24 protein-coding genes are annotated in these 23495 nt (G+C 51.1%); 15 read left to right on the top strand and 9 right to left on the bottom strand.

The features are described from left to right. The first annotated feature begins 60 nt into the window (after positions 1-60). From metX to ACJJI1_RS08950, 11 genes are all read left to right on the top strand, one after another. Positions 61-1245 (top strand): homoserine O-succinyltransferase MetX, encoded by a 1185-nt coding sequence (gene metX / locus ACJJI1_RS08900; RefSeq protein WP_444908441.1) that lies wholly within the window; start codon positions 61-63, stop codon positions 1243-1245. Beyond that, positions 1245-1835, top strand: a complete 591-nt coding sequence (gene metW / locus ACJJI1_RS08905; protein WP_282930320.1) for a methionine biosynthesis protein MetW — start codon at positions 1245-1247, stop codon at positions 1833-1835. The genes metX and metW overlap by 1 nt, the downstream gene beginning before the upstream one ends. A 140-nt stretch (positions 1836-1975) precedes the next feature. Beyond that, positions 1976-2425, top strand: a complete 450-nt coding sequence (locus tag ACJJI1_RS08910) for a DUF4426 domain-containing protein (RefSeq protein WP_413664060.1) — start codon at positions 1976-1978, stop codon at positions 2423-2425. 92 nt (positions 2426-2517) lie between these two features. Continuing rightward, positions 2518-3135, top strand: coding sequence for an RdgB/HAM1 family non-canonical purine NTP pyrophosphatase (rdgB, locus tag ACJJI1_RS08915; protein ID WP_444959125.1), 618 nt, complete (start codon positions 2518-2520; stop codon positions 3133-3135). After that, entirely contained in the window at positions 3128-4342 is a 1215-nt protein-coding gene (hemW, locus tag ACJJI1_RS08920; protein ID WP_444959126.1) for a radical SAM family heme chaperone HemW, read from the top strand. The genes rdgB and hemW overlap by 8 nt, the downstream gene beginning before the upstream one ends. A 147-nt stretch (positions 4343-4489) precedes the next feature. Then, positions 4490-4819 carry a thioredoxin TrxA gene (trxA, locus tag ACJJI1_RS08925; RefSeq protein WP_282930316.1) on the top strand — a complete coding sequence of 110 codons (330 nt, stop codon included), beginning with the start codon at positions 4490-4492 and terminating at the stop codon, positions 4817-4819. Between the two features lie 365 nt (positions 4820-5184). Continuing rightward, positions 5185-6444 (top strand): transcription termination factor Rho, encoded by a 1260-nt coding sequence (gene rho, locus ACJJI1_RS08930; protein ID WP_108731406.1) that lies wholly within the window; start codon positions 5185-5187, stop codon positions 6442-6444. A gap of 275 nt (positions 6445-6719) precedes the next feature. Next, a complete protein-coding gene (gene rbp / locus ACJJI1_RS08935; protein ID WP_020413665.1) occupies positions 6720-6989 on the top strand; it encodes an RNA-binding regulator in 270 nt (89 codons plus the stop codon). 156 nt (positions 6990-7145) lie between these two features. Further along, positions 7146-8612: a 4-hydroxy-3-polyprenylbenzoate decarboxylase gene (ubiD, locus tag ACJJI1_RS08940; RefSeq protein ID WP_444892573.1), complete on the top strand. Its 1467-nt coding sequence runs from the start codon at positions 7146-7148 to the stop codon at positions 8610-8612. A gap of 582 nt (positions 8613-9194) precedes the next feature. Next, entirely contained in the window at positions 9195-9698 is a 504-nt protein-coding gene (locus ACJJI1_RS08945) for a hypothetical protein (RefSeq protein ID WP_444959127.1), read from the top strand. A gap of 307 nt (positions 9699-10005) precedes the next feature. Further along, positions 10006-10335: a hypothetical protein gene (locus ACJJI1_RS08950; protein ID WP_413664065.1), complete on the top strand. Its 330-nt coding sequence runs from the start codon at positions 10006-10008 to the stop codon at positions 10333-10335. Positions 10336-10531: 196 nt separating this feature from the next. Here the strand turns inward: ACJJI1_RS08950 and ACJJI1_RS08955 are convergent, their stop codons facing one another. The 9 genes from ACJJI1_RS08955 to gshB all read right to left on the bottom strand — a co-directional run bounded on the left by ACJJI1_RS08955 (position 10532) and on the right by gshB (position 19149). Continuing rightward, positions 10532-11560: an alpha/beta fold hydrolase gene (locus ACJJI1_RS08955; protein WP_444959128.1), complete on the bottom strand. Its 1029-nt coding sequence runs from the start codon at positions 11558-11560 to the stop codon at positions 10532-10534. A gap of 88 nt (positions 11561-11648) precedes the next feature. Next, on the bottom strand, positions 11649-12899 hold the full coding sequence (locus tag ACJJI1_RS08960; RefSeq protein WP_444959129.1) for a heme biosynthesis HemY N-terminal domain-containing protein: 1251 nt from the start codon (positions 12897-12899) through the stop codon (positions 11649-11651). Then, positions 12896-14227, bottom strand: a complete 1332-nt coding sequence (locus ACJJI1_RS08965) for a uroporphyrinogen-III C-methyltransferase (RefSeq protein ID WP_444959130.1) — start codon at positions 14225-14227, stop codon at positions 12896-12898. The genes ACJJI1_RS08960 and ACJJI1_RS08965 overlap by 4 nt, the downstream gene beginning before the upstream one ends. Before the next feature lie 120 nt (positions 14228-14347). Beyond that, the gene (locus tag ACJJI1_RS08970; protein ID WP_444959131.1) at positions 14348-15130 is read right to left on the bottom strand and encodes a uroporphyrinogen-III synthase; all 783 of its coding nucleotides are present in this window, start codon (positions 15128-15130) and stop codon (positions 14348-14350) included. Between the two features lies 1 nt (position 15131). After that, positions 15132-16049: a hydroxymethylbilane synthase gene (hemC, locus tag ACJJI1_RS08975; protein WP_444959132.1), complete on the bottom strand. Its 918-nt coding sequence runs from the start codon at positions 16047-16049 to the stop codon at positions 15132-15134. Positions 16050-16126: 77 nt separating this feature from the next. Further along, positions 16127-16549, bottom strand: a complete 423-nt coding sequence (gene ruvX / locus ACJJI1_RS08980; protein ID WP_413664071.1) for a Holliday junction resolvase RuvX — start codon at positions 16547-16549, stop codon at positions 16127-16129. Positions 16550-16569: 20 nt separating this feature from the next. Beyond that, positions 16570-17154, bottom strand: a complete 585-nt coding sequence (locus ACJJI1_RS08985) for a YqgE/AlgH family protein (RefSeq protein ID WP_282930307.1) — start codon at positions 17152-17154, stop codon at positions 16570-16572. 34 nt (positions 17155-17188) lie between these two features. After that, positions 17189-18100 carry an energy transducer TonB gene (locus ACJJI1_RS08990; RefSeq protein WP_444959133.1) on the bottom strand — a complete coding sequence of 304 codons (912 nt, stop codon included), beginning with the start codon at positions 18098-18100 and terminating at the stop codon, positions 17189-17191. A gap of 92 nt (positions 18101-18192) precedes the next feature. Beyond that, positions 18193-19149, bottom strand: coding sequence for a glutathione synthase (gene gshB, locus ACJJI1_RS08995; protein ID WP_444959373.1), 957 nt, complete (start codon positions 19147-19149; stop codon positions 18193-18195). A gap of 350 nt (positions 19150-19499) precedes the next feature. Here gshB and pilG point away from each other — a divergent pair, with 350 nt between their 5' ends. The 4 genes from pilG to ACJJI1_RS09015 all read left to right on the top strand — a co-directional run bounded on the left by pilG (position 19500) and on the right by ACJJI1_RS09015 (position 23351). Continuing rightward, positions 19500-19895, top strand: coding sequence for a twitching motility response regulator PilG (gene pilG, locus ACJJI1_RS09000; protein ID WP_020413651.1), 396 nt, complete (start codon positions 19500-19502; stop codon positions 19893-19895). 235 nt (positions 19896-20130) lie between these two features. Continuing rightward, positions 20131-20493 (top strand): twitching motility response regulator PilH, encoded by a 363-nt coding sequence (gene pilH, locus ACJJI1_RS09005; RefSeq protein ID WP_108731421.1) that lies wholly within the window; start codon positions 20131-20133, stop codon positions 20491-20493. Between the two features lie 16 nt (positions 20494-20509). Continuing rightward, positions 20510-21049 carry a chemotaxis protein CheW gene (locus ACJJI1_RS09010; RefSeq protein ID WP_444959134.1) on the top strand — a complete coding sequence of 180 codons (540 nt, stop codon included), beginning with the start codon at positions 20510-20512 and terminating at the stop codon, positions 21047-21049. Positions 21050-21209: 160 nt separating this feature from the next. Next, positions 21210-23351 (top strand): methyl-accepting chemotaxis protein, encoded by a 2142-nt coding sequence (locus ACJJI1_RS09015; protein ID WP_444959135.1) that lies wholly within the window; start codon positions 21210-21212, stop codon positions 23349-23351. Positions 23352-23495 lie beyond the last annotated feature (144 nt).

The raw sequence follows: 23495 nt of genomic DNA on the forward strand, positions 1-23495 counted from the left end.
AATTTGCCAGGCAGCACCTATCAACCTGACAGATACAGTGCCTTGTCAACGGAAAATCCTATCGCTTCTGCGGAAGCCCAAACCGCAACTACCGGTGACCCAGGCTCCGTGGGCCTTGTTGAGCCTAAAAGTCATTACTTTAGTGAACCGCTGGAGTTGGCCTGTGGCCGAGCGCTGAAAAATTACACTCTGGTTTATGAGACTTACGGTGAACTCAATAGGGAAAAGACTAACGCAGTTCTGATCTGTCATGCTCTGTCTGGGCATCATCACGCTGCGGGGCGACACAGTATCGATGATAAGCGTCCGGGGTGGTGGGACCACTATATCGGACCGGGTAAGCCGATAGATACTAATCATTTCTTTGTGGTGTCCGTTAATAATCTCGGAGGTTGCCACGGATCTACCGGCCCCGTATCCATCAACCCGGATACCGGCACTACCTGGGGGCCGGATTTTCCATCACTGCGTGTCCGCGACTGGGTCCACAGCCAAGCGCGTCTGGCGGATATGCTAGGTATTCGACAATGGGCGGCGGTTGTTGGCGGCAGTCTCGGTGGGATGCAGGCGATGCGCTGGTCACTGGAATACCCTGAGCGCCTGCGTAATTGTGTGGTGATTGCCTCTGCCATGAAGTTATCTGCACAGAATATCGCGTTTAATGAGACCGCACGCCAAGCGATAACATCCGATCCAGACTTTTGTGATGGGCACTACCTCCAACAGGATAAGTTACCCCGTAGAGGCCTGGCCGTTGCGCGTATGATCGGGCATATCACTTATCTGTCTGACGATGGGTTGGGGCGCAAGTTTGGTCGAGAATTGCGCAGTGGCAGCTTTCAGCAGGGGTCGGATGAAGAGGTGGAGTTTCAGATACAAAGTTATCTGCGCTACCAGGGGGCCAGTTTTTCCACCACCTTCGATCCCAATACTTACATTCTGATGACTCGAGCGCTGGATTTCTTCGACTTAGCTCGGGAATACGGGGATGACCCGGTAGAGGCCTTCTCCCATGCCAAGTGCCGGTTTTTATTGGTGTCATTTACTTCTGATTGGCGCTTTGCGCCGGAGCGCTCGAGGGAAATCGCCGATGCCCTGATGCACGCGGATATTCCAGTCAGCTATGCCGAAGTAGAGTCAGTAATGGGACACGATGCCTTCCTGCTGCCCAATGGTCGTTATGAAGGTGTATTTCGTGCCTATATGCAGAGAGTTGCGGCAGAAATTGCTGAGGAGGTGTACTGATGCGGATAGATTTGGATGTGATCCAGGAATGGATCGCTCCCAACAGCCGGGTTCTCGACCTCGGCTGTGGCGATGGTGCACTGCTCGATCAGCTGGGGAGAAATAAAAATGTGAAAGGCTATGGCCTGGAGATTGATCCCGAGCAAATAGAGCGATGTGTGGCCCGTGGGGTCAATGTTGTCGAGCAAAATCTGAATACAGGGCTGGGAAATTTTGCTGATGGTAGCTTTGATGCTGTGGTGATGACCCAGGCACTGCAAACCTTGAGTCAGCCTCATTTAGTGGTAGAGGAAATGCTCCGGGTTGGGCGGGATTGCATTATTACGTTTCCCAATTTTGGGCAGTGGAAGGCCCGCTGGCACCTCGCATTCTCCGGGCGCATGCCAGTATCCGACTTATTGCCATACGAATGGTATGACACTCCCAATATTCACTTTTGTACTTTTACAGACTTTGAGGTGTTATGCCGAGAAAATGGCTGGGCGATTCTGCATCGGCAAGTGGTTTCTGAGTCCATGGTTGGGCGGGCATTCAAAGACTTTTTACCAAATTTGTTTGGTGAGACAGCCATCTATCACCTAACTCGCTAAACTAAGATTTGCGCCAGCTCTTTTGTGGAGGACTTTGGCGCGATAAATAGATCGAGAGAGGCACTCCTGAGGGGGCCTGACTGGAATTGACCACCAAACCTGCCGGGAGAGGTGGCGCCTATAACAACTGGAGGTGGAGCGTGAAACGCATCCTTACCCTGGCTGCTTCTGTGGCCTTGCTATTTTTATCTGTCGGCGCTGCCGCGCAAGAAGCGCGTACGATTAAGAACTACGCTGATTTTGGCGACTATCGAGTAGTCTATTCAGTGTTCAATAGCGATTTTATTCAGCCGGATATCGCCCGTCAGTACCAGTTGGCTCGAGCAAAAGATCGGGCCTATGTAAATGTCTCTGTCGTCAAGAAAGAGGGCGGAACTCATGGCCTTAGCGCTGAGATGTCTGGTACAGCTACCAACCTGATCCAGCAGTCAAGACCACTTAAGTTCAAAGAAATTCGGGAAGGGGATGCTGTTTACTATCTTGCGCCCCTGCGTTTTGAGGATGAGGAAACCCTTACTTTTAACGTAGATATCAAGCTGCCCAATGGTAAAAGTGAGACGATCACTTTCCGTCGCAGACTGAACCGATAGATATCTGCCAAGGTTCTACTGGCTGAGAGCTGGTCGAAATCCCTTCTTTAAGATTCACCGCGGGCCGAGGCCCGCTTTTTGTTTGAAGCAATATGGTAAATAAAATTGTTCTTGCCAGCGGTAATGCCGGCAAACTTCGCGAGTTTTCACAGCTGTTCGCCTCATGGGATATACAGGTTCTTCCTCAATCTGAATTTGGGGTAAGTGACGCTGATGAGACCGGATTGAGCTTTATTGAGAATGCTTTGATTAAGGCCCGCCACGCCAGCCGTATCAGTGGCCTGCCGGCATTAGCCGATGACTCCGGGCTGTCGGTAGATGCATTGAGTGGTGCGCCGGGAATTTACTCTGCACGCTACTCAGGTGCCGGGGCGACTGATGAAAAAAACAATGCGAAGTTATTGGAGGTCATGGTTGATGTTGAATCTAAGCATCGCACTGCCAGTTTCCACTGCGCGCTGGCTTTTGTGCGGCAATGGGATGACCCGGTGCCTTTGGTATCTAGTGCAAAGTGGAGCGGGACGATTCTGCGGGAGCCGGCGGGAGAGCAGGGATTTGGTTATGACCCGCTGTTCTTTGTTGAATCTGAGGGAATGACTTCCGCTGAACTGCCGAGAGACTTGAAGAATCGACTGAGCCACAGGGCCCAGGCTATGTCTCAATTTGAGCTTTTATGGCAGCAAAATATGCAGGGTGCTGACCTTGCCTGATCAGATTGCTGAATTACAGCTGCCACCGCTGAGCCTGTATATCCATATCCCCTGGTGTGTGCGCAAATGTCCCTACTGTGATTTCAACTCCCACCAGGCTGATAGAGACCGGGCTAATTCGGACTACGCCCTACCGGAATCCGAGTATGTGGCGCAGTTGCGTCTGGATCTGATCAGCCAGTTGCCCTGGGTGCAGGGGCGAAAATTGCAGTCCATCTTTTTTGGTGGCGGCACGCCGAGCCTGTTCTCCCCCCAAGCAATTGGGCAGATCCTGGAGGCTGCTGAGCAGGTGGTGGGTTTTGCTGAGGGGGTCGAGATAACCCTGGAGGCCAACCCCGGCACTTTTGAACAAGCCAAGTTCACTGGCTATCGATCTGCTGGAGTTAATCGTCTTTCTATTGGAGTGCAAAGCTTCGATTCCAATCAGCTACAACAATTGGGACGTATTCACAGCGGAGAAGAGGCCGAAGGTGCCCTGGCAATGGCGCGTCGTGCGGGCTTTGACAATATTAACCTCGACCTGATGCACGGATTGCCCAATCAGACCGAGGTGGAAGCCCTTGGCGATTTGCGCCGTGCAATTTCCTTGGCTCCAGAGCATATTTCCTGGTACCAATTAACGATTGAGCCAAATACTGCATTCTACAGTGCGCCACCAGTCACCCCCGGCTCCCAGCTGATCGCCAGTATGCAGGGCAGCGGACGCGAACTACTGGCGTCCGAGGGCTATCGTCGTTACGAGGTGTCGGCTTATAGCAAACCCGAACTTGAATCCCGCCATAATATTAATTATTGGTCATTCGGAGATTATCTGGGGATTGGTGCCGGTGCTCATGGCAAGGTAACCCTAGCTGAAACTGGGCAAATTCTGCGCAGTCGTCGCACACGCACTCCGAGGGACTACTTGTCTATCGCCAGGCAAGATCCCGAGCTGCTGCATAGTGCCTTGTCTGAACCCCATACTGACAGGGTTGAGAATGAGGATTTGCCACTGGAGTTTCTTATGAATGCCCTTCGCCTGGCGGATGGTGTTCCCAGTGATACTTTCACCCGCTACACCGGATTGCCGATGTCCGAGCTGCAAAAACAATGGCCTACCTTGATGGCAATGGAGCTTGTAGAGTGTTTGGATAAGCGGATTGCTGCCACGGCTTTTGGCTTTGACTATATCGATGAGATTTTGCAGCGCTTCCTGGAGCAGGCGTAAGTCTGTGGCAGGAAAGACTTGAAATCCCATTTTGCGCCCCAATTTTGAGGGCAATGGTGCATCGCAGCTGTATAACCACCGCTGTGACCGTGAGAAGATGCGTTGGCGGTGCCCACGCATCGAGTAACTAAAGAACAGGAATGCAATATGAGCGAGCACTCAATCGTCAACGTATCTGACGCTGAATTCGAAGCAGAAGTTCTCAAAGCTGAAGGCCCGGTGTTGGTAGATTTTTGGGCACAGTGGTGCGGTCCGTGCAAGATGATCGCTCCAGTGCTGGAAGACCTGGCCGGCCACTACGGCGATAAGTTGAAGATCGTAAAAGTAGACGTTGATGCGAATAAAGAGAGCCCGGCCAAATACAATGTCCGCGGTATCCCCACGCTGCTGCTGTTCAAAGGCGGCAATGTCGAAGGTACTAAAGTCGGCGCACTGTCCCGCGCGCAGCTGACTGAGTTTATCGACGGTCAGCTGTAAGACTGTCGTTTCCATCCTGCAAAGGGGGTAAATTTCTTTGCAGGATTGGAAACACCCGTTATACTGGCTGTAATTCTGAAATAGTTCAGCGGTCTTGAATTAAATGAGACGAGCTGACAAAACGCCCCTCCACAGGGTCCCTGACCATCCCCGGCGCGTATACTCCTCGAGTTGAACTTGTTCTGATAATGCTCCATAAATTGATTATGGAGAGCAAAAGTTTACTGAGTACTGTGGTCTTGGTAGGAAAAGGTACCTAGGTGTATCGGGTAAATAAACGAGCTAATCTCTAATATCAAACCCCTCCTCAAAATTTCAGGCGTGTCCGCGCCATATGACAACAGAAACATTAATAAGCAATTGGTATGAATCTCTCCGAATTAAAAACCAAACCCATTGAAGAGTTGATTGAAATAGCCAAAGGCATGGGCCTTGAAAACCTGGCCCGTTCGCGCAAGCAGGATATTATTTTCAATATCCTCAAGCGCCACGCCAAAAGCGGTGAAGATATTTATGGCGACGGCGTATTAGAAATCCTTCAAGATGGTTTTGGATTTTTGCGTTCTGCTGACTCCTCTTATCTTGCGGGACCGGATGATATATATGTATCTCCAAGTCAGATTCGCCGATTTAATTTACGTACGGGTGACTCAATTTCCGGAAAGATTCGCCCACCGAAAGAAGGTGAAAGATATTTTGCCTTATTAAAAGTTAACGAAATTAATTTTGACAAACCGGAAAACGCACGTAACAAAATTCTTTTCGAAAACCTCACTCCTCTATTCCCCAACGATCGCCTCACCCTCGAGTGCGGAAACGGCTCCTCCGAAGACCTGATTGGTCGTATTATTGATCTTGTAGCTCCAATCGGGAAAGGCCAGCGCGGCTTGATTGTTGCGCCGCCGAAGGCCGGTAAAACGATTATGTTGCAAAATATGGCACAGGCCATTACGCGCAATAATCCAGAGTGCCACTTGATCGTACTTCTGATTGACGAGCGTCCTGAGGAAGTGACAGAAATGCAGCGCTCCGTGCGCGGTGAAGTTGTTGCCTCTACTTTTGATGAGCCGCCGGCACGTCACGTACAAGTTGCGGAAATGGTAATTGAAAAAGCCAAGCGCCTGGTTGAGCACAAGAAAGATGTGGTTATCTTGCTCGACTCTATCACCCGCCTGGCTCGCGCTTACAACACAACAGTTCCTAGCTCCGGTAAAGTATTAACCGGTGGTGTTGATGCTCACGCCTTAGAGCGCCCGAAGCGCTTCTTTGGGGCAGCGCGAAATATTGAAGAAGGCGGAAGTCTGTCTATTATTGCTACTGCACTTATCGATACCGGCTCGAAAATGGACGAAGTGATTTTCGAGGAATTTAAAGGTACCGGTAATATGGAATTGCAGCTGGATCGCAAAATTGCTGAAAAACGCGTATATCCGGCCATTAATGTGCGCAGATCCGGCACTCGCCGGGAAGAGCTGTTAATGCCTGAGGGCGAGCTGCAGCGAGTGTGGATTTTGCGTAAGCTGTTACACGATATGGAAGATGTGGCATCGACTGAATTCCTAGTGGATAAATTGAAAGATTTCAAGACAAATGACGAATTCTTCCTATCCATGAAACGGAAATAATTTTTGTATATAAAGTAGCGCCTAAAAAGGCGCTCTTTATTTATTAGGAGCAGAATAAGACGATTAATTGCGTCTATTACTGTTGAAAAGGCGAGCCAATAGGCATATAAAGTTCCACATTGTGGCGCTTGATATGGATTTTAGGCAACGCGCCTTACTGAATTGGCCCAGGGGTTTATTTCTCCGCAAAGGGCCAATCTCAAATGGTTAATCTGGTGGAGCTGGTTATCCATTTGTGACTGCACGACAGCCCACACACCTAGTGAGAACCTTTTGTGAATATCTATATTGGAAATCTGGCCTACGCGGTAACCTCTGACGACCTGCACGAAGCTTTTGGTGCATTCGGAGAGATCTCTCGGGCTACTGTTATCACCGACCGTGAGACTGGCCGCTCTAAAGGCTTCGGTTTCGTAGAAATGCCTAACGACGATGAAGCGCGCAAAGCTATCGAAGAGATGAACGACCAACCGCTGTCTGGCCGTAACATCCGCGTTAACGAAGCTAAGCCTCGCGAAGATCGTCCGCGTCGCCCCCGCTTCTAAGCTGTAAAAAGCTTATTATTTCCGCGGCTCGCAGCCCAGGCTTGCGAGCCGCGACTCCCTCCCTCCTCTCTCTTCATTCCAATTGGTGTGTTGTTACCCATCCTGCGCCTTCTGTTTTACACTGCGCTCTGGTTTATAGTCACGCCTTGTTAGCCCATGAAATATAAAGATCTACGCGACTTTATTAAGTTGCTGGAAAAGCGCGGCCTACTAAAACGAATCAAGCACCCTGTTGACCCCATTTTGGAAATGACAGAAATTTCCGATCGCGTATTGCGAGCTGAGGGGCCTGCATTGTTGTTTGAGAACCCGGTAGGCTTTGAGACCCCAGTTCTTGCCAATCTTTTCGGAACACCAGAGCGAGTCGCCCTGGGGATGGGAAGAGAGAGTGTTGCCGAACTGCGTGAAGTGGGAGAACTGCTGGCTTTTCTCAAGGAGCCGCAGCCACCGGAAAATCTCCGCGATGCCTGGGAGAAGTTGCCGGTCTTTAAGCAGGTCCTGAATATGGGGCCAAAAGTCGTAAAGGGTGCCGCTTGCCAACAGGTGGTCCTTGAGAAGGATCAGGTTGATCTTCATCAGCTGCCAATCCAAACCTGCTGGCCGGGAGATGCCGCTCCGCTGGTCACTTGGCCCTTAGTAATTACCCGAGGGCCTGAGAAGAAACGGCAAAACCTGGGCATATACAGGATGCAATTAATCGGAAAGAACCGCCTGATAATGCGCTGGCTCAGTCATCGCGGGGGTGCGCTGGATTATCGGGACTGGTGTAAGAAGCATCCCGGTGAACCCTATCCGGTAGCTGTTGCCCTGGGTGCCGATCCCGCCACAATTCTGGGGGCCGTTACCCCGGTGCCGGATACTTTGTCTGAGTATGCCTTTGCCGGCCTGCTGCGGGGGGATAAGACAGAAGTGACTGATGCCTTACTCAGTGATCTTCAGGTGCCTGCCAGTGCCGAATATGTTCTGGAGGGATTTATCTATCCCGATGATATGGCTGATGAGGGGCCCTATGGGGACCACACCGGTTACTACAACGAAGTGGACAGCTTCCCTGTGTTTACGGTAGAGAAGGTTACGCACCGTAAAAATCCCATTTACCACAGCACCTATACCGGGCGCCCACCGGATGAACCTGCGATTTTAGGCGAGGCTTTAAACGAGGTTTTTGTGCCAATCCTGCAAAAGCAATTTCCTGAAATTGTCGATTTCTATTTGCCGCCGGAGGGATGTTCTTACCGTCTCGCCGTGGTCACCATGAAGAAGCAGTATGCGGGTCACGCCAAGCGGGTAATGATGGGTGTCTGGTCTTTCCTGCGTCAGTTTATGTACACCAAGTTTGTTATTGTCGCTGACGAAGACGTCAATGCCAGGGATTGGAAAGATGTAATCTGGGCGATGACCACGCGTATGGACCCGGCGCGGGATACGGTGATGGTAGAAAATACTCCGATTGATTATTTGGATTTTGCTTCGCCGGTCTCCGGTTTAGGCTCAAAAATAGGTTTTGATGCGACTAATAAATGGGAAGGTGAAACTAGTCGGGAGTGGGGTGTACCTATTGAGCGCGACCCGAATGTGGTTAAAAAGGTTGATGAAATATGGTCTAAATTGGGCCTCGAATAAGCACAGCGATATATTTTCAGTACTCCCGTCCGAATAAGCGCCCTTGGTGGAGCTCAGTACAGTGACCGCATAGCGGTCACTCTTTGTTTTTTCTTCCTTCTTTGCATCTATAGCTTTTACTGTTGGCGTCGCAGTCAGGTACGGGCTAGATCGTGGCCCTGAATTAACTATAAGGATTGCTTTAATAAGGAAAATTTATGTAGTGGGCCTGATAGGGATAGTCATTTTCGTATTTTGGTATTAGTACCAAATGAGCAGGAATAAAATGCTTGAAATTATAGTATCGAAGAATTTATATATGTAGTTACTTGGTAGGCAGCCATACCTTGAATAGCTATTGCCAGAATAAAAGTGTGGGGGATAATCCGAGGTATTTGTCGCCATTTATTTTTGAATTGGACGTTAAATATGGTTTATTAGCTTGATGAACAGAGATATGGATATTAAATCGGCCAATGCGATGAAACGTATTGCTATTCGCCTCATGAAAATATAAAAACAACTGTAGGATGACCACTCCTGAAATTTTTATTTTAAGGAGGGCCTTTCTTGTTGTGTATTTTTCTAAGGTTGGATGAGAGTATGATAGGGAATTTATCAAAACTAGTAATTCTATTTTTGGGGATAGTAATATTTCAGCCTGTAATTGCCAGCCAGGATAATGGTGCAGAGGCAATTTTTGAGAAGATCAAAGGGCTAGCTGGAGAATGGAGAGAGGAAGGGGCAAAAAATGACGATTTTGTTATTAGTTTTTCCGATACAGCTGGAGGAAGTGTAGTACTGGAAAGTTGGCTCTATAACGGGCGCCAACATTCCCTGACGGTCTACCACTTGGATAATGATAATTTAATAGTGACGCACTATTGTCCCCAGGGTAATCAGCCCAGGTTAAGTTGGCAAAAAAATAGTGTTGAAGATACTTTGGCATTTTCTTTCAAGGATGTAACTAATTTTACTTTGGACGGTAAGAGTCGTCTGGATAGCCTTTCTTTTACCTGGTTAGGTAACGGCAAGTTACAGCGGGAAGAGACTTACTTGAAGAACGGGGAGCAGTTACCCTCATCCCTGACCCTGGTACGTAAATAAGCTGCCAAATCGTTATTAACTGATAGTTTAGATGTATTATTTCTCAAAGCTGGAGCGAAATTCGCGCCAGCTTTTTTATTTGTGAACTTTATTGTGGTTTTGGTTTATATAAGTATGATTCGCGACAGAATTTACATGCTGCTGCCAGTATATTGGCATGGGGTGACAGTGCAGGCTATGTCTGGGTTGTGTTTTTGCGTATGGCGACATGCTGCATTGAAAACAAGTAGATATCTAATTCCTGGGGTTGGGAAACGGTTGAAGTTGGAAGTGAGTAAATAACTAAAATTAAATGGAGAGGTAACAAATGGAATTAATTATTTTTGTAATTATTATGGTGGCAGTTCTTGTTCTGCCTCTGAAGTTGGCAGCTGCCATGTTGGGGGCGAAAAATACGGGTGTATTTTATTGTCTTTTCGCTTTGCTGTTGGCCCTAATTATTCAAAGAATTGTTGGCGGCATGTTGCCGGGTGTGACGGATAGCGCTGGGATTTTAATGACAATTCCCCTGGCTGCTATAGCCTATATGCTGGTACTTGGTACGGGTTTTTTAAAGGCTATTCTAATTGCCCTTTTACAAGGGGTAATTACTTATTTTGCCATGTTACTTTTTGTGGGCTTGCCTTGGGCTGTTTAAAAACGAAATAAATTCTCGTAGAAAGTCTGCAAGCGGCGACTTATTGAATGTTAAATCGCCATTTGCACTATCATTGATTACTAATAGTTTCCTTGCGTGCAAGCTATAACTTTCTGCAAATGGATGCTCTACACATCAGCCTCCGTGCCAATGATGTGTTTCCTGGATTGGGTTTCTACTGGGCAGGCTGTAGGTCCTACTTTCCAATAGGAGCCGCAAGAAACTTACTTAAAACATCAATATAAGTTGGAAAAGCTTCGAATTGGGGTAAATGTCCAACCCCTTCCATTTCGACTAATTCGGCTTTGGGGATTTCTGCTGCTGTACGCTTGCCTAATTGATCGTACCGGCCTAATTTTTCTTGTACCGCTTCAGGCGCGCGGGCGCGGCCAATAGCTGTTCGATCTCGGGTACCTATAATCAGTAGGGTAGGCACCTTGATATTGGCAAACTCATAAAGTACCGGTTGAGTGAATACCATTTCGGAAGTTAGGGCATCCACGGTTGCCATATGAGCCGCATCGGGTCCCAGGGTCCAGCCAGCTTGAATATCCAGTAGCGGGTTATATTCTTCGCGCCACTGCTCAAAAAAGTAGGCTTTACTCATGTAGCGTTTGATAGATTCTGGAGTTTGTTTTTTTTCGCGAGCAATCGCTTGGTCCAAAGGTTCATAGGGAACCCATCGCTTCCAGTCTTCAAGGCCTATAGGGTTTACAAGTGCTAGCTTTTTGACTCGCTCCGGGTACATCAGGGTAAACCGGGTAGCCAGCATGCCTCCCATAGAGTGCCCAACTACCATAACCTCTTTTATTTTCAATTTATCCAATAAAACCTTGGTATTGTTGCTAAGTCCCTGAAAAGTGTATTGGGTTAACGGTTTACTGGATTTTCCGAAACCGATCTGGTCCGGCGCTATAACCCGGTACCCTAGCTGACTGAGTTGGGAGATAGTCTCCTTCCAATAAGCCGCCGAAAAATTCTTACCGTGTAACAGGAGTACCGTGCCTCTTGCATCTCTACCCTCTGCAGGAGGTACATCCATAAAGGCCATTGCCAGTGGTTGCCCCTGTTGTTCGAAATGAAAGTGATGAACTGGATAGGGATATTCGTAATCAGTTAAGGCTTTATCTTGAGGAGTTACTGAATATTCAGCGGATGCATGGCCAGTAAAAAACACACTGGCGGTAAAAAGTAAGGCAACTATGTAGCGCACAAAGAGGGTCACAGCCGTGTCCTTATTGGTAAACGGGAGTTCACTATAGGCGCAATTGGGGAGTGGCTGAAAGGCCCGTCGGCCTTTCAGGGGAGATGACTCAGGCGTGAGCGCCTAGTAGGGGAGTGCCTTGACTGGGCATAGGCAACTGGGGCAAGTCCTTGACTGCTTGTAGCAAGCCTTCCTCATAGAGTTTTGCTGCTTTATCTTTTTCCCCAAGGGATTGAAATAGGCGAGCCAGTTCAGCGGAGGTAGCGGGATCTTGGCGCAACAACAGGCTTTTCTCAAAATATTGCTGAGCTTTGCCCCAAAGTTCATTGCGCATTGAGAGGCGTCCGAGACAGGTTAGCAGTGCGGCACTCTCCCCATACTCTTTCAGCCAGGCTTCAGCAGCTGATATTTGTGCCGCAGGGGCGGCCCCCACCAGGCAGCCGTAGAGTTCGGCAAGCTTGGGGTCCCAGGCTCGATTGAGTAGCCAGCGCAAATGCTTCTCTGCCTCGGTATCTTCGCCGATCCGATGCAGTTGCTGAGCGTAGAGACTGCGCAGGGCTTCGTTGCGTTGCCAGCGGCCACTCAGGCTTTGCCAGGTATCGTGTAATTTATCGATATCTTTGCGATTAGCAGCCTCAGTCAGTTGATGTTGATACACCTCGAGTTCAAGCTGGTGCAGCTCAGCTTTGGGCATGTTCGCATGTTTCTCCAATTCGGGCAGTAATGCGCGAAGACGGCTCCAGTCACCCAGAAGGTAATAAGCCTGCTTGAGAAGTTGTAACAGGGCAGGATGTTTCGGCTCGAGCTGCTTGGCGCGCTCCAGGCTGGCGATACACTGCTCGTAATGTTTATCCAGGAGCTGCATACGAGCTTGGCTTAGGGCCACAGCCAGGCGGGTATCTTCACCACAGGCCTCCGCTTTGGCGAGTAACTCATTGGCCTCCTCACGAAAGCCCAGCTCAAAGGCGCTGCGTGCTGCCGCCAAATAATTGATCAGCGGGGCTTCAGATCGAGGGGCGCTCTTCAGCAGCTGACGGCGCGCCCGGGACCAGTTGCCCTCCATAAATTCCACCAAGCCGCTGGTCAGGCGTCGGCGCGCTACACGCTGGCGACCAAATCTCAGCCGGTCGACACTACCTCGGAATCCGCGAAAGATACTGCGAGCCAGCCAAATGGCAAAGAAGAGGATAATTAGAGCTGCTGCCAGCGAGAAAATTGCGAACCAGAGGTTCATCTCGTAGCCTTTATTCAGTTCACCGCCAATACCGATTACCAGGTAGCCGGGATAATTGTTAATAGCCTCCGGTAGAAAAGCGCCGAGCAGCAGTAGTACCAGAGCGGTGAAGAACAGTTTTTTCACTGGTTCTCCTCCTGTTGCGAGGCAGTTGGTGTGGCGGTGCCGGATGTTTTGTGTAAGCGCTCAATATAATTGCGCAGGGCAAGCTGGGAGGCGCTGAGGTCAGGCATTTCGACCTGGATACGCTGTTTGCTAAGTTCCGCTAATTGTTGGGCCAGCGCATCGCGCTGCGGACTGGCAGTGCCATAACTGAGTAGTAGCGACCGCGCACTATCCAGAGCGTCCCTGTAAACCGTGGTATCGCCGCGAAGCAATGCCAGTTGGGCCTGCTCCATATAAAGGCGCAGAGTCTGGCGAAAGCGAGCTTCACTCTGAGGGGAGAGCATTACCGGGTTGATGTCTCCATCAATGGGGCGTACCGATTCGCGCATAAAGCGGGTGAAGTTGTGCCACTCCCGCTTCCACAGGGGGGCACTCTCCTCAATGCTGGGCTGCTCTTCACTGGGTTGTTGTTCTGCCGAAGCCATATCGAATCGCGGTTGAATATTTGTGCGGACTAGCTGTTCTTCCAAGGCGCTGAGACGGAGGTATAAACCCTGGCGATCGATGTTTTGGACCAGTTTCAGTGAGGTGATATCGCGGGCAAGTTGTTGGCGTACTCCGTATAGATCTGGTAAGTCCACATCGCGCAATATCTCGTCCACGCGCTCGACAAGCCCCAGCGCAGCGCGACTATCGTCTTCGAGAAGCAGGCGTTGGTTGGCTAGACGCAACAGGTAATCTGCCTCAGCCAATTGCCAATCGTCGCGGCTTACATTTCCCAGCTGGCCCAAACGGTTTCCCTGTGCGGTGACACTGCGCTGCATGGAAGCCAGTTGCTGCTGCAGTTGGGCGATAGTACGATTTTGTCGCTCCAGTTGATTGCGTAAATTGGCATCGGCCTGCTCCAGCTGACTGAACTCCCCGGAATAATCGGGGGTTTGGGGTTCAGTTGGGGCTGGGGTAGCAGCAGGGGTTTCCGAAGTGGTATTGGAGGTCGGCGCTTGGGTGGTGTTTTCAGCGGCAGCCGGCACTTCCGTTGCAGGGGTAATAGTGGTGGTGCTCTCCGGGGCTGCCGTTTTTCCGGGTAGATAGTTGAGGTAAGCGCCAAGGTGTTCGCGCAGCTGAGGAGAGTTAAACCAGGCCAGTGAGGCCACAGCAATCAAAATGAGGATGACCAGTAGCCACCACCACAGCCCATAGGATCTACTGGCCGCAGCACCGCCGCTGGCTTTACCCGTAGAGGCTTTTTCCTCTGAGGCTTTGGCGAAATTACTTTTGCCTTTTACAGGCTTTGTGTTTTCCGGGGGCTCATTGGTCGCGGCTATATTTTGATCTTTTTTATCGGTCATGGGTATGGCGGCGCAGGTGGAAAATGTCGTCAGATTATAACGAGTGGCGCGAGCCTTAATAGCGGGCTAAACGCCGTTTTAAGATTTTTAGCGCAAAGCGGTCGAGAATTCGATAGCAAATCAGCCGAGGGCTTTACGCAGTGTTTCCAGCATAGCGTTATCGCCGGCATTTAGCGCGCTATAGCAACGGGCAAAACCAAGCTCATTTGCCCGAGTGGCAACTCGTATACTCGGGCAGATAAGAGCGATTTCAAAGAGTGTATTGCGGTTTATCTGGCGGATACAGGTAACCAGGTTATCGAGTGTTTCACCACTGTGCACACTGATAATATCGGGTTGGAATTCATACTCAGCCAGGGAGGTTGCAGCCTCCGGTGGCAGCACTCTCCGATAGAGTTCGCAATAAGTTACTCGCGCACCCCTATCACTCAAGGTGTCGCCGATAAGAGGGCGGCCACCGGAGCCGCGAAAAATAAGAACTCTTTTTCCGTCCAACTGCTGTAACCAGGGTAGGCGCAGCAACTCCTCGGAGTTCATCGTATTGCCGCTTTGCTCGCAGGGTATACCTCGCTTCTCCAAAGCGCTGGCCGTTGCTGCACCGATCGCCAAAAAGCGAGGTACTTGGGGGAGTTGTGGCCAGTAGTCTTCAAGCCAGTCTACGCCGTAGCGCACGGCGTTCTGGGAAACAAAGATTGCGACATCCGTTTGATCAAAATCGAGGATTGAGTTTTTTATGGCCTGTATGGCAGCTTGATCCTCAATTGGCTCTATGCCGAGCATGGGGATGTTATCTACCTGGGCCCCCAGGCCGCGCAGTAGCGCACACCAGTTATCAGCCTGCTGCGTTGGCCGCGTACTGAGAATACGTTTGCCCTGCAGCAGGTCGGGGATGAAATCGCCCATATCAGATACCGGCGAGGATTTTATCGGCACCATCGGCCAGTAACTGTTCCGCGAGTTCAGTACCCAGTCGCTCTCCCTCAGCGGCAGGGCCACGATTGTCGGCATGTATCATGGTTTTGCCATCGGGACTGCCAACGAGTCCGCGCAGCCACAGGGTGTCACCATCCAGCTCGGCGTAGCAGCCGATAGGCACTTGGCAGCCGCCGTTGAGGCGCTTAACCAGGGCGCGCTCCGCACTGAGTCGGGCTGCGGTTTCCGGACAGTGGAGCGGTTGGATCAAGGCTTCCAGTTCACTATCGCGGCGCGACTCGATACCCACTGCGCCCTGTCCACCAGCGGGGAGCAGGATGTCTGTTGCCAGGAAGCTGCGGATACGTTCCGGCATTTCAAGTCGCAGCAGTCCGGCCGCAGCGAGGATGATTGCGTCGTAATCGCCGGCATCCAGCTTGGCCAGTCGAGTATTCACATTGCCCCGTAAAAAGGTGACTTTGAGGTCCGGGCGACGGGCAAGTAATTGGCATTGTCGGCGCAAGCTGGAAGTGCCGACTACTGCTCCCTGGGGCAGGTCATCAAGGCTGTCATAAAGATTACTGACAAAGGCATCGCGGGGATCTTCACGCTCACAAATAATCGGCAGGTGAAGTCCTTCGGGGAATTCCATGGGGACATCTTTCATCGAGTGAACTGCGATGTCCGCACGGCCTTCGAGCATCGCCACTTCCAGTTCTTTAACGAACAGGCCTTTACCGCCCACTTTGGTTAGTGGGATGTCCAAAACCTGGTCACCCCGGCTGGTGAGGGGCAGTAACTCGATAAGAAGTTTGGGATGCGCCTGTTGCAGGCGGTCTTTGACATAGTTGGCCTGCCACAGAGCCAAAGCACTCTGTCGGGTGGCAATGCGAATACGATCTATAGACATGCGGCTCAATCACTTATTGGTTGAAGCGGCCATTCTAACAGAGTCGCAATGCCGTGAGGTTCTCTGTAGCCGAGGGGCTAGCCCCTGGTGCGCAGCCAGTCTTCGAGAATTATCCGTGCGGCTATTGAGTCCACTGGGTCTTGTGCGTAGTTGCCACGATGTCCGCGTTCGTTGGCCTCTTCCTTGGCGGCTCGGGTGCTTAAACGCTCGTCAATGAGCTCTACCGGTAGTCCATAGCGACCGTGCAGGCGCTGGCTGAATTTTCGCGCACGCACGCCAAATTCACTTTCACTGCCATCCATATTGAGGGGGAGGCCAACCAGTAAAAGGTGGGGCTGCCACTCTTTGATCAGGCCTTCGACGGAGTCCCAATTGGGCTTGCCATCTTTGGCGGGCAGTGGGGCCAGTTCCCGTGCTCCACCGGTAAGGCTCTGGCCGTAAGCTACGCCAATAGAGCGGGTTCCAAAGTCAAAAGCTAGCGCTGTGACGGGTTTATTCATAGGGGTCAGTAATTTTTCTGTTAGGCGTGGCCAGCTTGGGAGCCGAGGCCGGAAAGATCGATGCCGTGGCGGGCGGCGGCGCTTTGCCAGCGTTTTTCGACCGGTGTTGCGAATAGGGTTTCGGGCTCTGCTGGCAGTGTCAGCCAGGCGTTTTCTGTCAGCTCCTGCTCCAACTGACCGGGCCCCCAGCCTGCGTAGCCGAGGGCGAGTAGTACATCGTCAGGGCCGCGCCCTGCGGCGAGGGATTCGAGGATGTCCTTGGAGGCAGTCAGGCTGATATCTGAATTGATTTCGGTGGTAGAGTCGAAGTGCATGCCGGTGCCGTGCAGTACAAATCCCTGCTCTGGCGACATTGGGCCACCGAGAAGGACTGGCTCGTCACCGCGCAAGCTGAGATCCTCCAGAGACAGCTGCTCGAATACCTCGTGCCAGTGCACTTTACTGGGCATATTGATCACTATGCCCATGGCACCGTCGCTATTGTGCTCAACAATCAGTGCGATAGCGTGTTTGAAGCGCGGGTCCTCCATACCGGGCATAGCGAGAAGGAACTGGCCGCGCAGGTTTCCGTGAGTCAGGTCGCTATCGATATTCGAATTAGGCATAGATCAGTAATAAACCGCCAGTTGAAAGCCTATTTTAGCCTCGGATGGGCAGATCCCCCGCAGAAGTAGTAAGTCCCCCGGTTCTTTCGAATTGCCAGGTACGGATAATTTCCAGTCGATCAACTTCGTTCTTGATCTCTACTGGGAAGGGAGCGAAGGGAGCAGCCAGACGCACAATTTGTTGGGCCGCATCATCGAGAATGCGCTCGCCGGAGGATTGAAGAATAACAACCTTCTCGACGGCTCCGGTGGGAAGTAACCGCACCATCATGCGTAACTCACCACTAATTTGTTTTTCCAAGGCCTCTTCGGGAAAGTTATCACTGCCAACAGCTTCGATTTTCTGGCGCCATTCATGTAAATAAGCGGCATCGGCTGAGGCTCTGGTAGCTACAGATGTCAATCTGCGTACTCGGGGGCGCTCGGCAATAGTTTGGCGAATTTTATCGAGACGCGCCTCTAAGCTAGCTATTTTAGGGTTGCTCAATGGCAGGTCATTGGGTGCGTCGCCACGCTTTTGCTCGGATAATTTATCTTCCGCTGAAAGTTCGGGAGCCTGAATCGGGCTCTCACCAACAGTGGTAATTAACAGGCGGCGCTGCTCTGCTGGCCGCGCAGATTGTTGTTGTGGCAAGGGCGTCACACGATGAATTTGCGTATCGGCAAACTCGGCACGGCGCTTAGTGGATAACTCTTTCCGAGAGTCTGCCGTACCACTGGCTAATTGGTTATGCTGTGCCAAGTAGTCAGCATCCTCTGGGGCCTGAGCGGAATTTTGCAAAGAAAGTGTGACTTCAAGTGTCGGTGGCGCCTGTGCACCTTCGGGAAACTCAAAAGTTAGCCTAAAGATAATTAACACGTGCAAGGCGACCGCAAGAAACAATGAGAATACAAAGCGATCACGCTGCATTGCATGAAATTGAGTCGCGTTGGCAGAGGAATTCATTATCTATTATCAACTACTACTTATTCGGGCGTGCATTTCACACAGCCTTGTTCTCAGTGGTAAACCGCCCTGAGAGTTATCAAACGCCCAGTTTACCTTTTTTGTGCCAGCAGGTGTGTGATGCCGCTCATTAGTCGCGCGCCTATGTCCGTATTGTAAGCGGCATCAATTTCCCGTACACAAGTGGGACTGGTAACGTTAATTTCTGTTAGGTAGTCACCAATAACGTCCAGCCCGACAAATAACAGACCTTTTTCTTTCAAAGTGGGAGCGACTTGCTCAACGATCCAACGATCCCTATCGGTCAGGGGGCGTGCTTCGCCGCGCCCGCCGGCTGCAAGATTGCCGCGAGTCTCGCCCGCTTCCGGAATTCGCGCCAAGCAATAGGGAATCGCTTCACCGTTAACGACCAGGATACGCTTGTCACCGTCTTTGATTTCGGGGATGTAACGCTGCGCCATAATCTGCTGGCGGCCGTGCTCGGTAAGCATTTCCAGAATTGCTCCAAGGTTGGCGCCATCTGGTTTGCAATGAAAGATGCCTGCACCGCCCATACCGTCTAGAGGTTTAAAAATGACATCTTGATGAGTTCGATGAAATTCCCGCAGCTTCGCCATATCGCGGCTGACTAGAACCGGTGGGCAGCACTGGGGGAAACTTGTCGCAAAAATTTTCTCATTGCAGTCGCGTAGCGCCTGAGGCTTGTTGACTACCGTCGCACCTTCGCGCTCTGCCGCTTCGAGAATATAAGTGGAATAAATATATTCATTATCAAAGGGGGGATCGACGCGCATCAGGATTACATCCAGGTCCCCGAGTGGCATTTCTCTGGACTCTTCCAGAGAAAACCAACGATTTGCATCGTCAAAAACCTGCATAGGGCAGCCGCGCCCAGTTGCGCGTCCATTCTCCAGGTAAAGATGGCTCTGCTCGAAATAAAACAGTTGGAAACCACAATCTTGTGCGGCTTGTAACAGTGCAAGCGTCGTATCTTTTTTAAAATTGATCTGGGCGATGGGGTCCATCACCACACCGAGGGAATAATTCATACGGGTTTCCAAATCGTTGGGTATTTCTATCCCAGTTATCACTGGTTTTGCTCCCAAATTTGTGGCCGCTACCAGCGTTGTTGGATAGATAAGGTAAGAGCAGCTTTGCGAAGGTGCAACCTTCTTAACGCAATACCTCCAATGAATGTATAAGTGGCGATAATTTGAACTGCGTCGCCTGCAGTGTGTCGACTCAGCTAGATTCGCCTGGGGTTCTGTGATAAAAGTTCGTCTCAGCGTGCGACCTTCGCCAGGCTAGGCGCCCGGACCCCGCAAGCGGTTTGAAAAAAGGGCGCAACTAAAGTTTTCGCGTGCCCGAAAATAAGTAAACAGGGGATTCAAAAAAGACTATGGAGCTTAACTGGGAAAGTCTGACTGTCATGGTGATCGACGACAGTAAGACAATTCGCCGCACTGCGGAGACGTTGCTGCAAAAGGCGGGCTGTACCGTGGTCACCGCGACAGACGGTTTTGATGCGTTAGCAAAAATCGCGGACTCCCGTCCGGATGTCATTTTTGTCGATATTATGATGCCGCGCCTGGATGGCTATCAAACATGTGCGTTAATAAAAAATAACAGCGAATTCCGCTCCACCCCTGTTGTAATGTTGTCGAGTAAGGACGGTTTGTTCGATAAGGCAAAAGGGCGTGTTGTTGGTTGCGATCAATATCTGACCAAACCTTTTAGTAAGAGCGAGCTGCTGGGTGCTATTTCCGCTCATGCCAAGCCGCACCATGCCGCATAAGTGGCCTACAGAAAAAGAAAATATAGATAACGGACTCCATTGTGGGCATTGTGCCCACAAGCTCGGTACCAAAATTTAATTAGAGTACAGATTTTCCGGTAGTTACAGACCGGTTGATTTTTGTACCCACACTATCGGTAGTCATAGTGCATCTCGGCACATGCTAGCGAGGATAATCACAACAAAAACCGCCGAGCGCAGTAGTTGTTGCCGAAAAGATGTCATGGGGGAAATGATGGCAAGAGTACTAATAGTTGATGACTCTCCTACAGAAACACATAAGCTGACAACCATTCTTGAAAAAAATGGCCACGCAGTAATCACCGCTCCCAACGGTGAAAGCGGAGTTGAAGTAGCCCGCGCCGAACGCCCCGATCTGATCCTGATGGATATTGTGATGCCGGGTCTCAACGGTTTCCAGGCCACCCGTCAATTAAGCAAAGACAGCAATACCGGTGAAATTCCGATCATTATGGTAACTACCAAAGATCAGGATACAGACCGTGTCTGGGGTATGCGCCAGGGAGCTAGGGCTTACCTGACCAAACCTGTCGATGAGAGCAAATTGCTGGATGCGATCGGGGAGGTGTTGGCCTAATAGCCAGCTGCGAAAAGTGCAGTCACAAACACCTTATTTAACTCTGGTTGATATTGCACGGCGCGCCAAAGCGCAGGCCACTGGCCTGCCTGGCCGCCGGGAAATCAAACCCTATTGGACCGGTATCGGTTTCTCTCTTCTGGATAACCACTTTGTCGCCTCCATGGATGACGTTGTGGAATTGCTCGAAGTGCCACAGCACACCTTTATTCCGGGCGTTCAGCCTTGGGTTAAAGGCGTCTCTAATGTTCGTGGTCGCCTGCTTCCCCTTATTGATCTCGCAGCTTTTTATGGTGGCTACCTCTCAGGTCCGCGCCAGCAACGTCGTGTTTTGGTGCTCGAGAGGGATAAGACCTACGTGGGGCTTATCGTGGATAAATTGTTTGGGATGCAGCACTTGGCGTTTGAGTATGCCCGTGAGGCACCGACAGATTTGAGTGAACCATTTGCGCCAATGGTGCACGGCCAGTTTGTTTTACAGCAGCATCGTTGGCTCGTTCTCGATATGCGGGCACTGATCAAGGATGCGCGTTTTATGGATGCAGCTTTACGCTGACTAATCCAGTTCTTTCTTTCCGGTAGCCGAGGGTGGTCGACCGGATGGCCCGCAATTAGTGCAGGGATGTACAGCACTGACTGAGGGGTCTTGTCATTAAAGCGTTAAAACTAAAGTGGTATTAAACCGGCCTAATGCAATGGCCCGCTAGGAGTAAATTATGAAACCAGGCTCCCAGAGTTCCTTTTCCGCGCTGCGCAGTAACCCTGCCGCGCTGGTATTAGGTCTACTGGTACTCGCCACGCTGGCGGGGCTTATTGTCAGTATTTATTTGGTACAGACTCGAGACGAGCAGGATAAAGAGTACCTGCAGCAAGTCGCCGAGTTGCGGGCCCTTTCCTATCAGGTAGTTTCCTATGCGCCGGCGGCAACCGCAGGCGATAGTGAGGCCTTTACCGAGCTGGAAAATGTTACCGAAGAAATGGCTAATGCCTGGAACCAGCTTCAGCGAATGGATGACAGCAGTCGCCGCGCCCTGGGTGCTCAGCTGTCTGCTTACGATCAGGTTTGGCGCAGCTTGCGCGAGCAGGTCGACACGATCATCGGCAACCAGGAAACCATCGTATTTCTTAACGATATCGCTTCAACGCTGAGTGACTCGCTTCCGGAATTACAGGCGGAGCACAACAATATTGTAGAAATTCTGCTGGCTAACAACGCTCCGGCAAATCAGGTGGAGCAGGCCCAGTTGCAGGTATGGCGTGCGGAGCGTATTGGTCGAAATATCGATAAAATGCTCCAAGGTGGCGATGATGCCGAAGCCGCCGCTGACCAGTTTAATACCGATGCCAGTCTTTTCGGTAAGGTGGTTGACGGTATGAAGAGCGGCGATGTGGTGATGGGGATTTCCCGTATTACCGATGAAGAGGCTCGCCACTCATTGGATGAAATTACTGAGCTGTTCGGCTTCGTAAGCACCTCCGTGCGGGATATTTTCGAAGCAACTCCGGCCCTGTTTGCTACCCGCCAGGCCTCTGACGGCATTATCGCGTCATCTCCCCAGCTGATCGAAGCATTGAGTACGCTGAATGACCGAATCGTAAACCTTTCAGATGATCGCCAGCCCAACAACCTGACCATTGCTGCACTGGCTTTGGTCTTCGTTTTGTTGATCTTCGGTATGATGGCGATGGCATTCTCCGGTACCCGCCGAAACCTGAAAAAAGAGGAAGATACCAACGAGCGTAACCAGCACGCGATTATGCAGCTGCTGGACGAGCTGGCCGACCTCGCCGACGGTGACTTGACCACCTCTGCAACGGTAACCGAAGCCTTTACTGGTGCGATTGCCGACTCCATTAACTTTACTATTGACCAGCTGCGTGTGCTGGTATCGCGGATTAATGGTGCTGCACAGGAAGTATCTGGCTTGTCCCAGGAAACCCAGCAGACTGCCCTGCACCTCGCCGAGGCCTCTGAGCACCAGGCGCAGGAAATTGCCGGAGCTTCCGCCGCGGTTAACGAAATGGCGGTCACCATTGACCAGGTATCTGCCAACGCCTCTGAATCTGCCCAGGTAGCCGAGCGCTCGGTACATATCGCAAGTAATGGCGCCAAGGTGGTACAGAACACCATCAAAGGCATGGATAACATCCGCGAGCAGATTCAGGATACTTCCAAGCGAATTAAGCGCCTGGGTGAATCCTCCCAGGAAATTGGCGATATCGTAAGTTTGATTAACGACATTGCCGACCAGACCAACATTCTTGCATTGAATGCCGCGATCCAGGCGAGCATGGCCGGTGATGCCGGTCGAGGCTTCGCGGTGGTTGCGGATGAGGTACAGCGACTTGCGGAGCGCTCTGCAGCTGCAACCAAGCAGATCGAAGGCCTGGTAAAAGCGATTCAGTCCGATACCAACGAGGCGGTAATCTCCATGGAACAAACCACCAGTGAGGTGGTACGTGGAGCTCGTCTGGCCCAGGATGCGGGTGTTGCACTGGAAGAAATTGAAAGTGTATCCAACAACCTGGCATCGTTGATTCAGAACATTTCTAACGCTGCACGTCAGCAGGCTTCGTCTGCAGGCCACATTTCCAACACGATGAACGTGATTCAGGAAATTACCTCGCAGACCTCTGCGGGTACCCAAGCTACCGCCCAGTCCATTGGTAACCTGGCGCAGACCGCGAGTGCACTGCGAGAATCCGTTGCCGGCTTCAAACTTCCGCAAGAGGAAAGTGTTGAAAGCAACAGCGAGCTGTATGACGTGGAGTTGCCGGAAATGGATACAGATACTTTCGCTATTGAAGGTGAAGATACTCATTCATTGGAGTCCCGCGAAGACCGGGCCCTGGCCTAACCCACACAATAATACCCGGCCATTATGAAAGTTGGCCGGGTGCAAAAGGGGCGCACGGAATTGCTTCCGATAAATCCGCGGGTTTTTCTCGCTGAAAACTGTAGCGCTTGAGTACTGAATAAATTATTGGGGACTTGGCGTGAG

It is taken from the genome of Microbulbifer maximicatervae (SeqCode) (assembly GCF_052467065.1).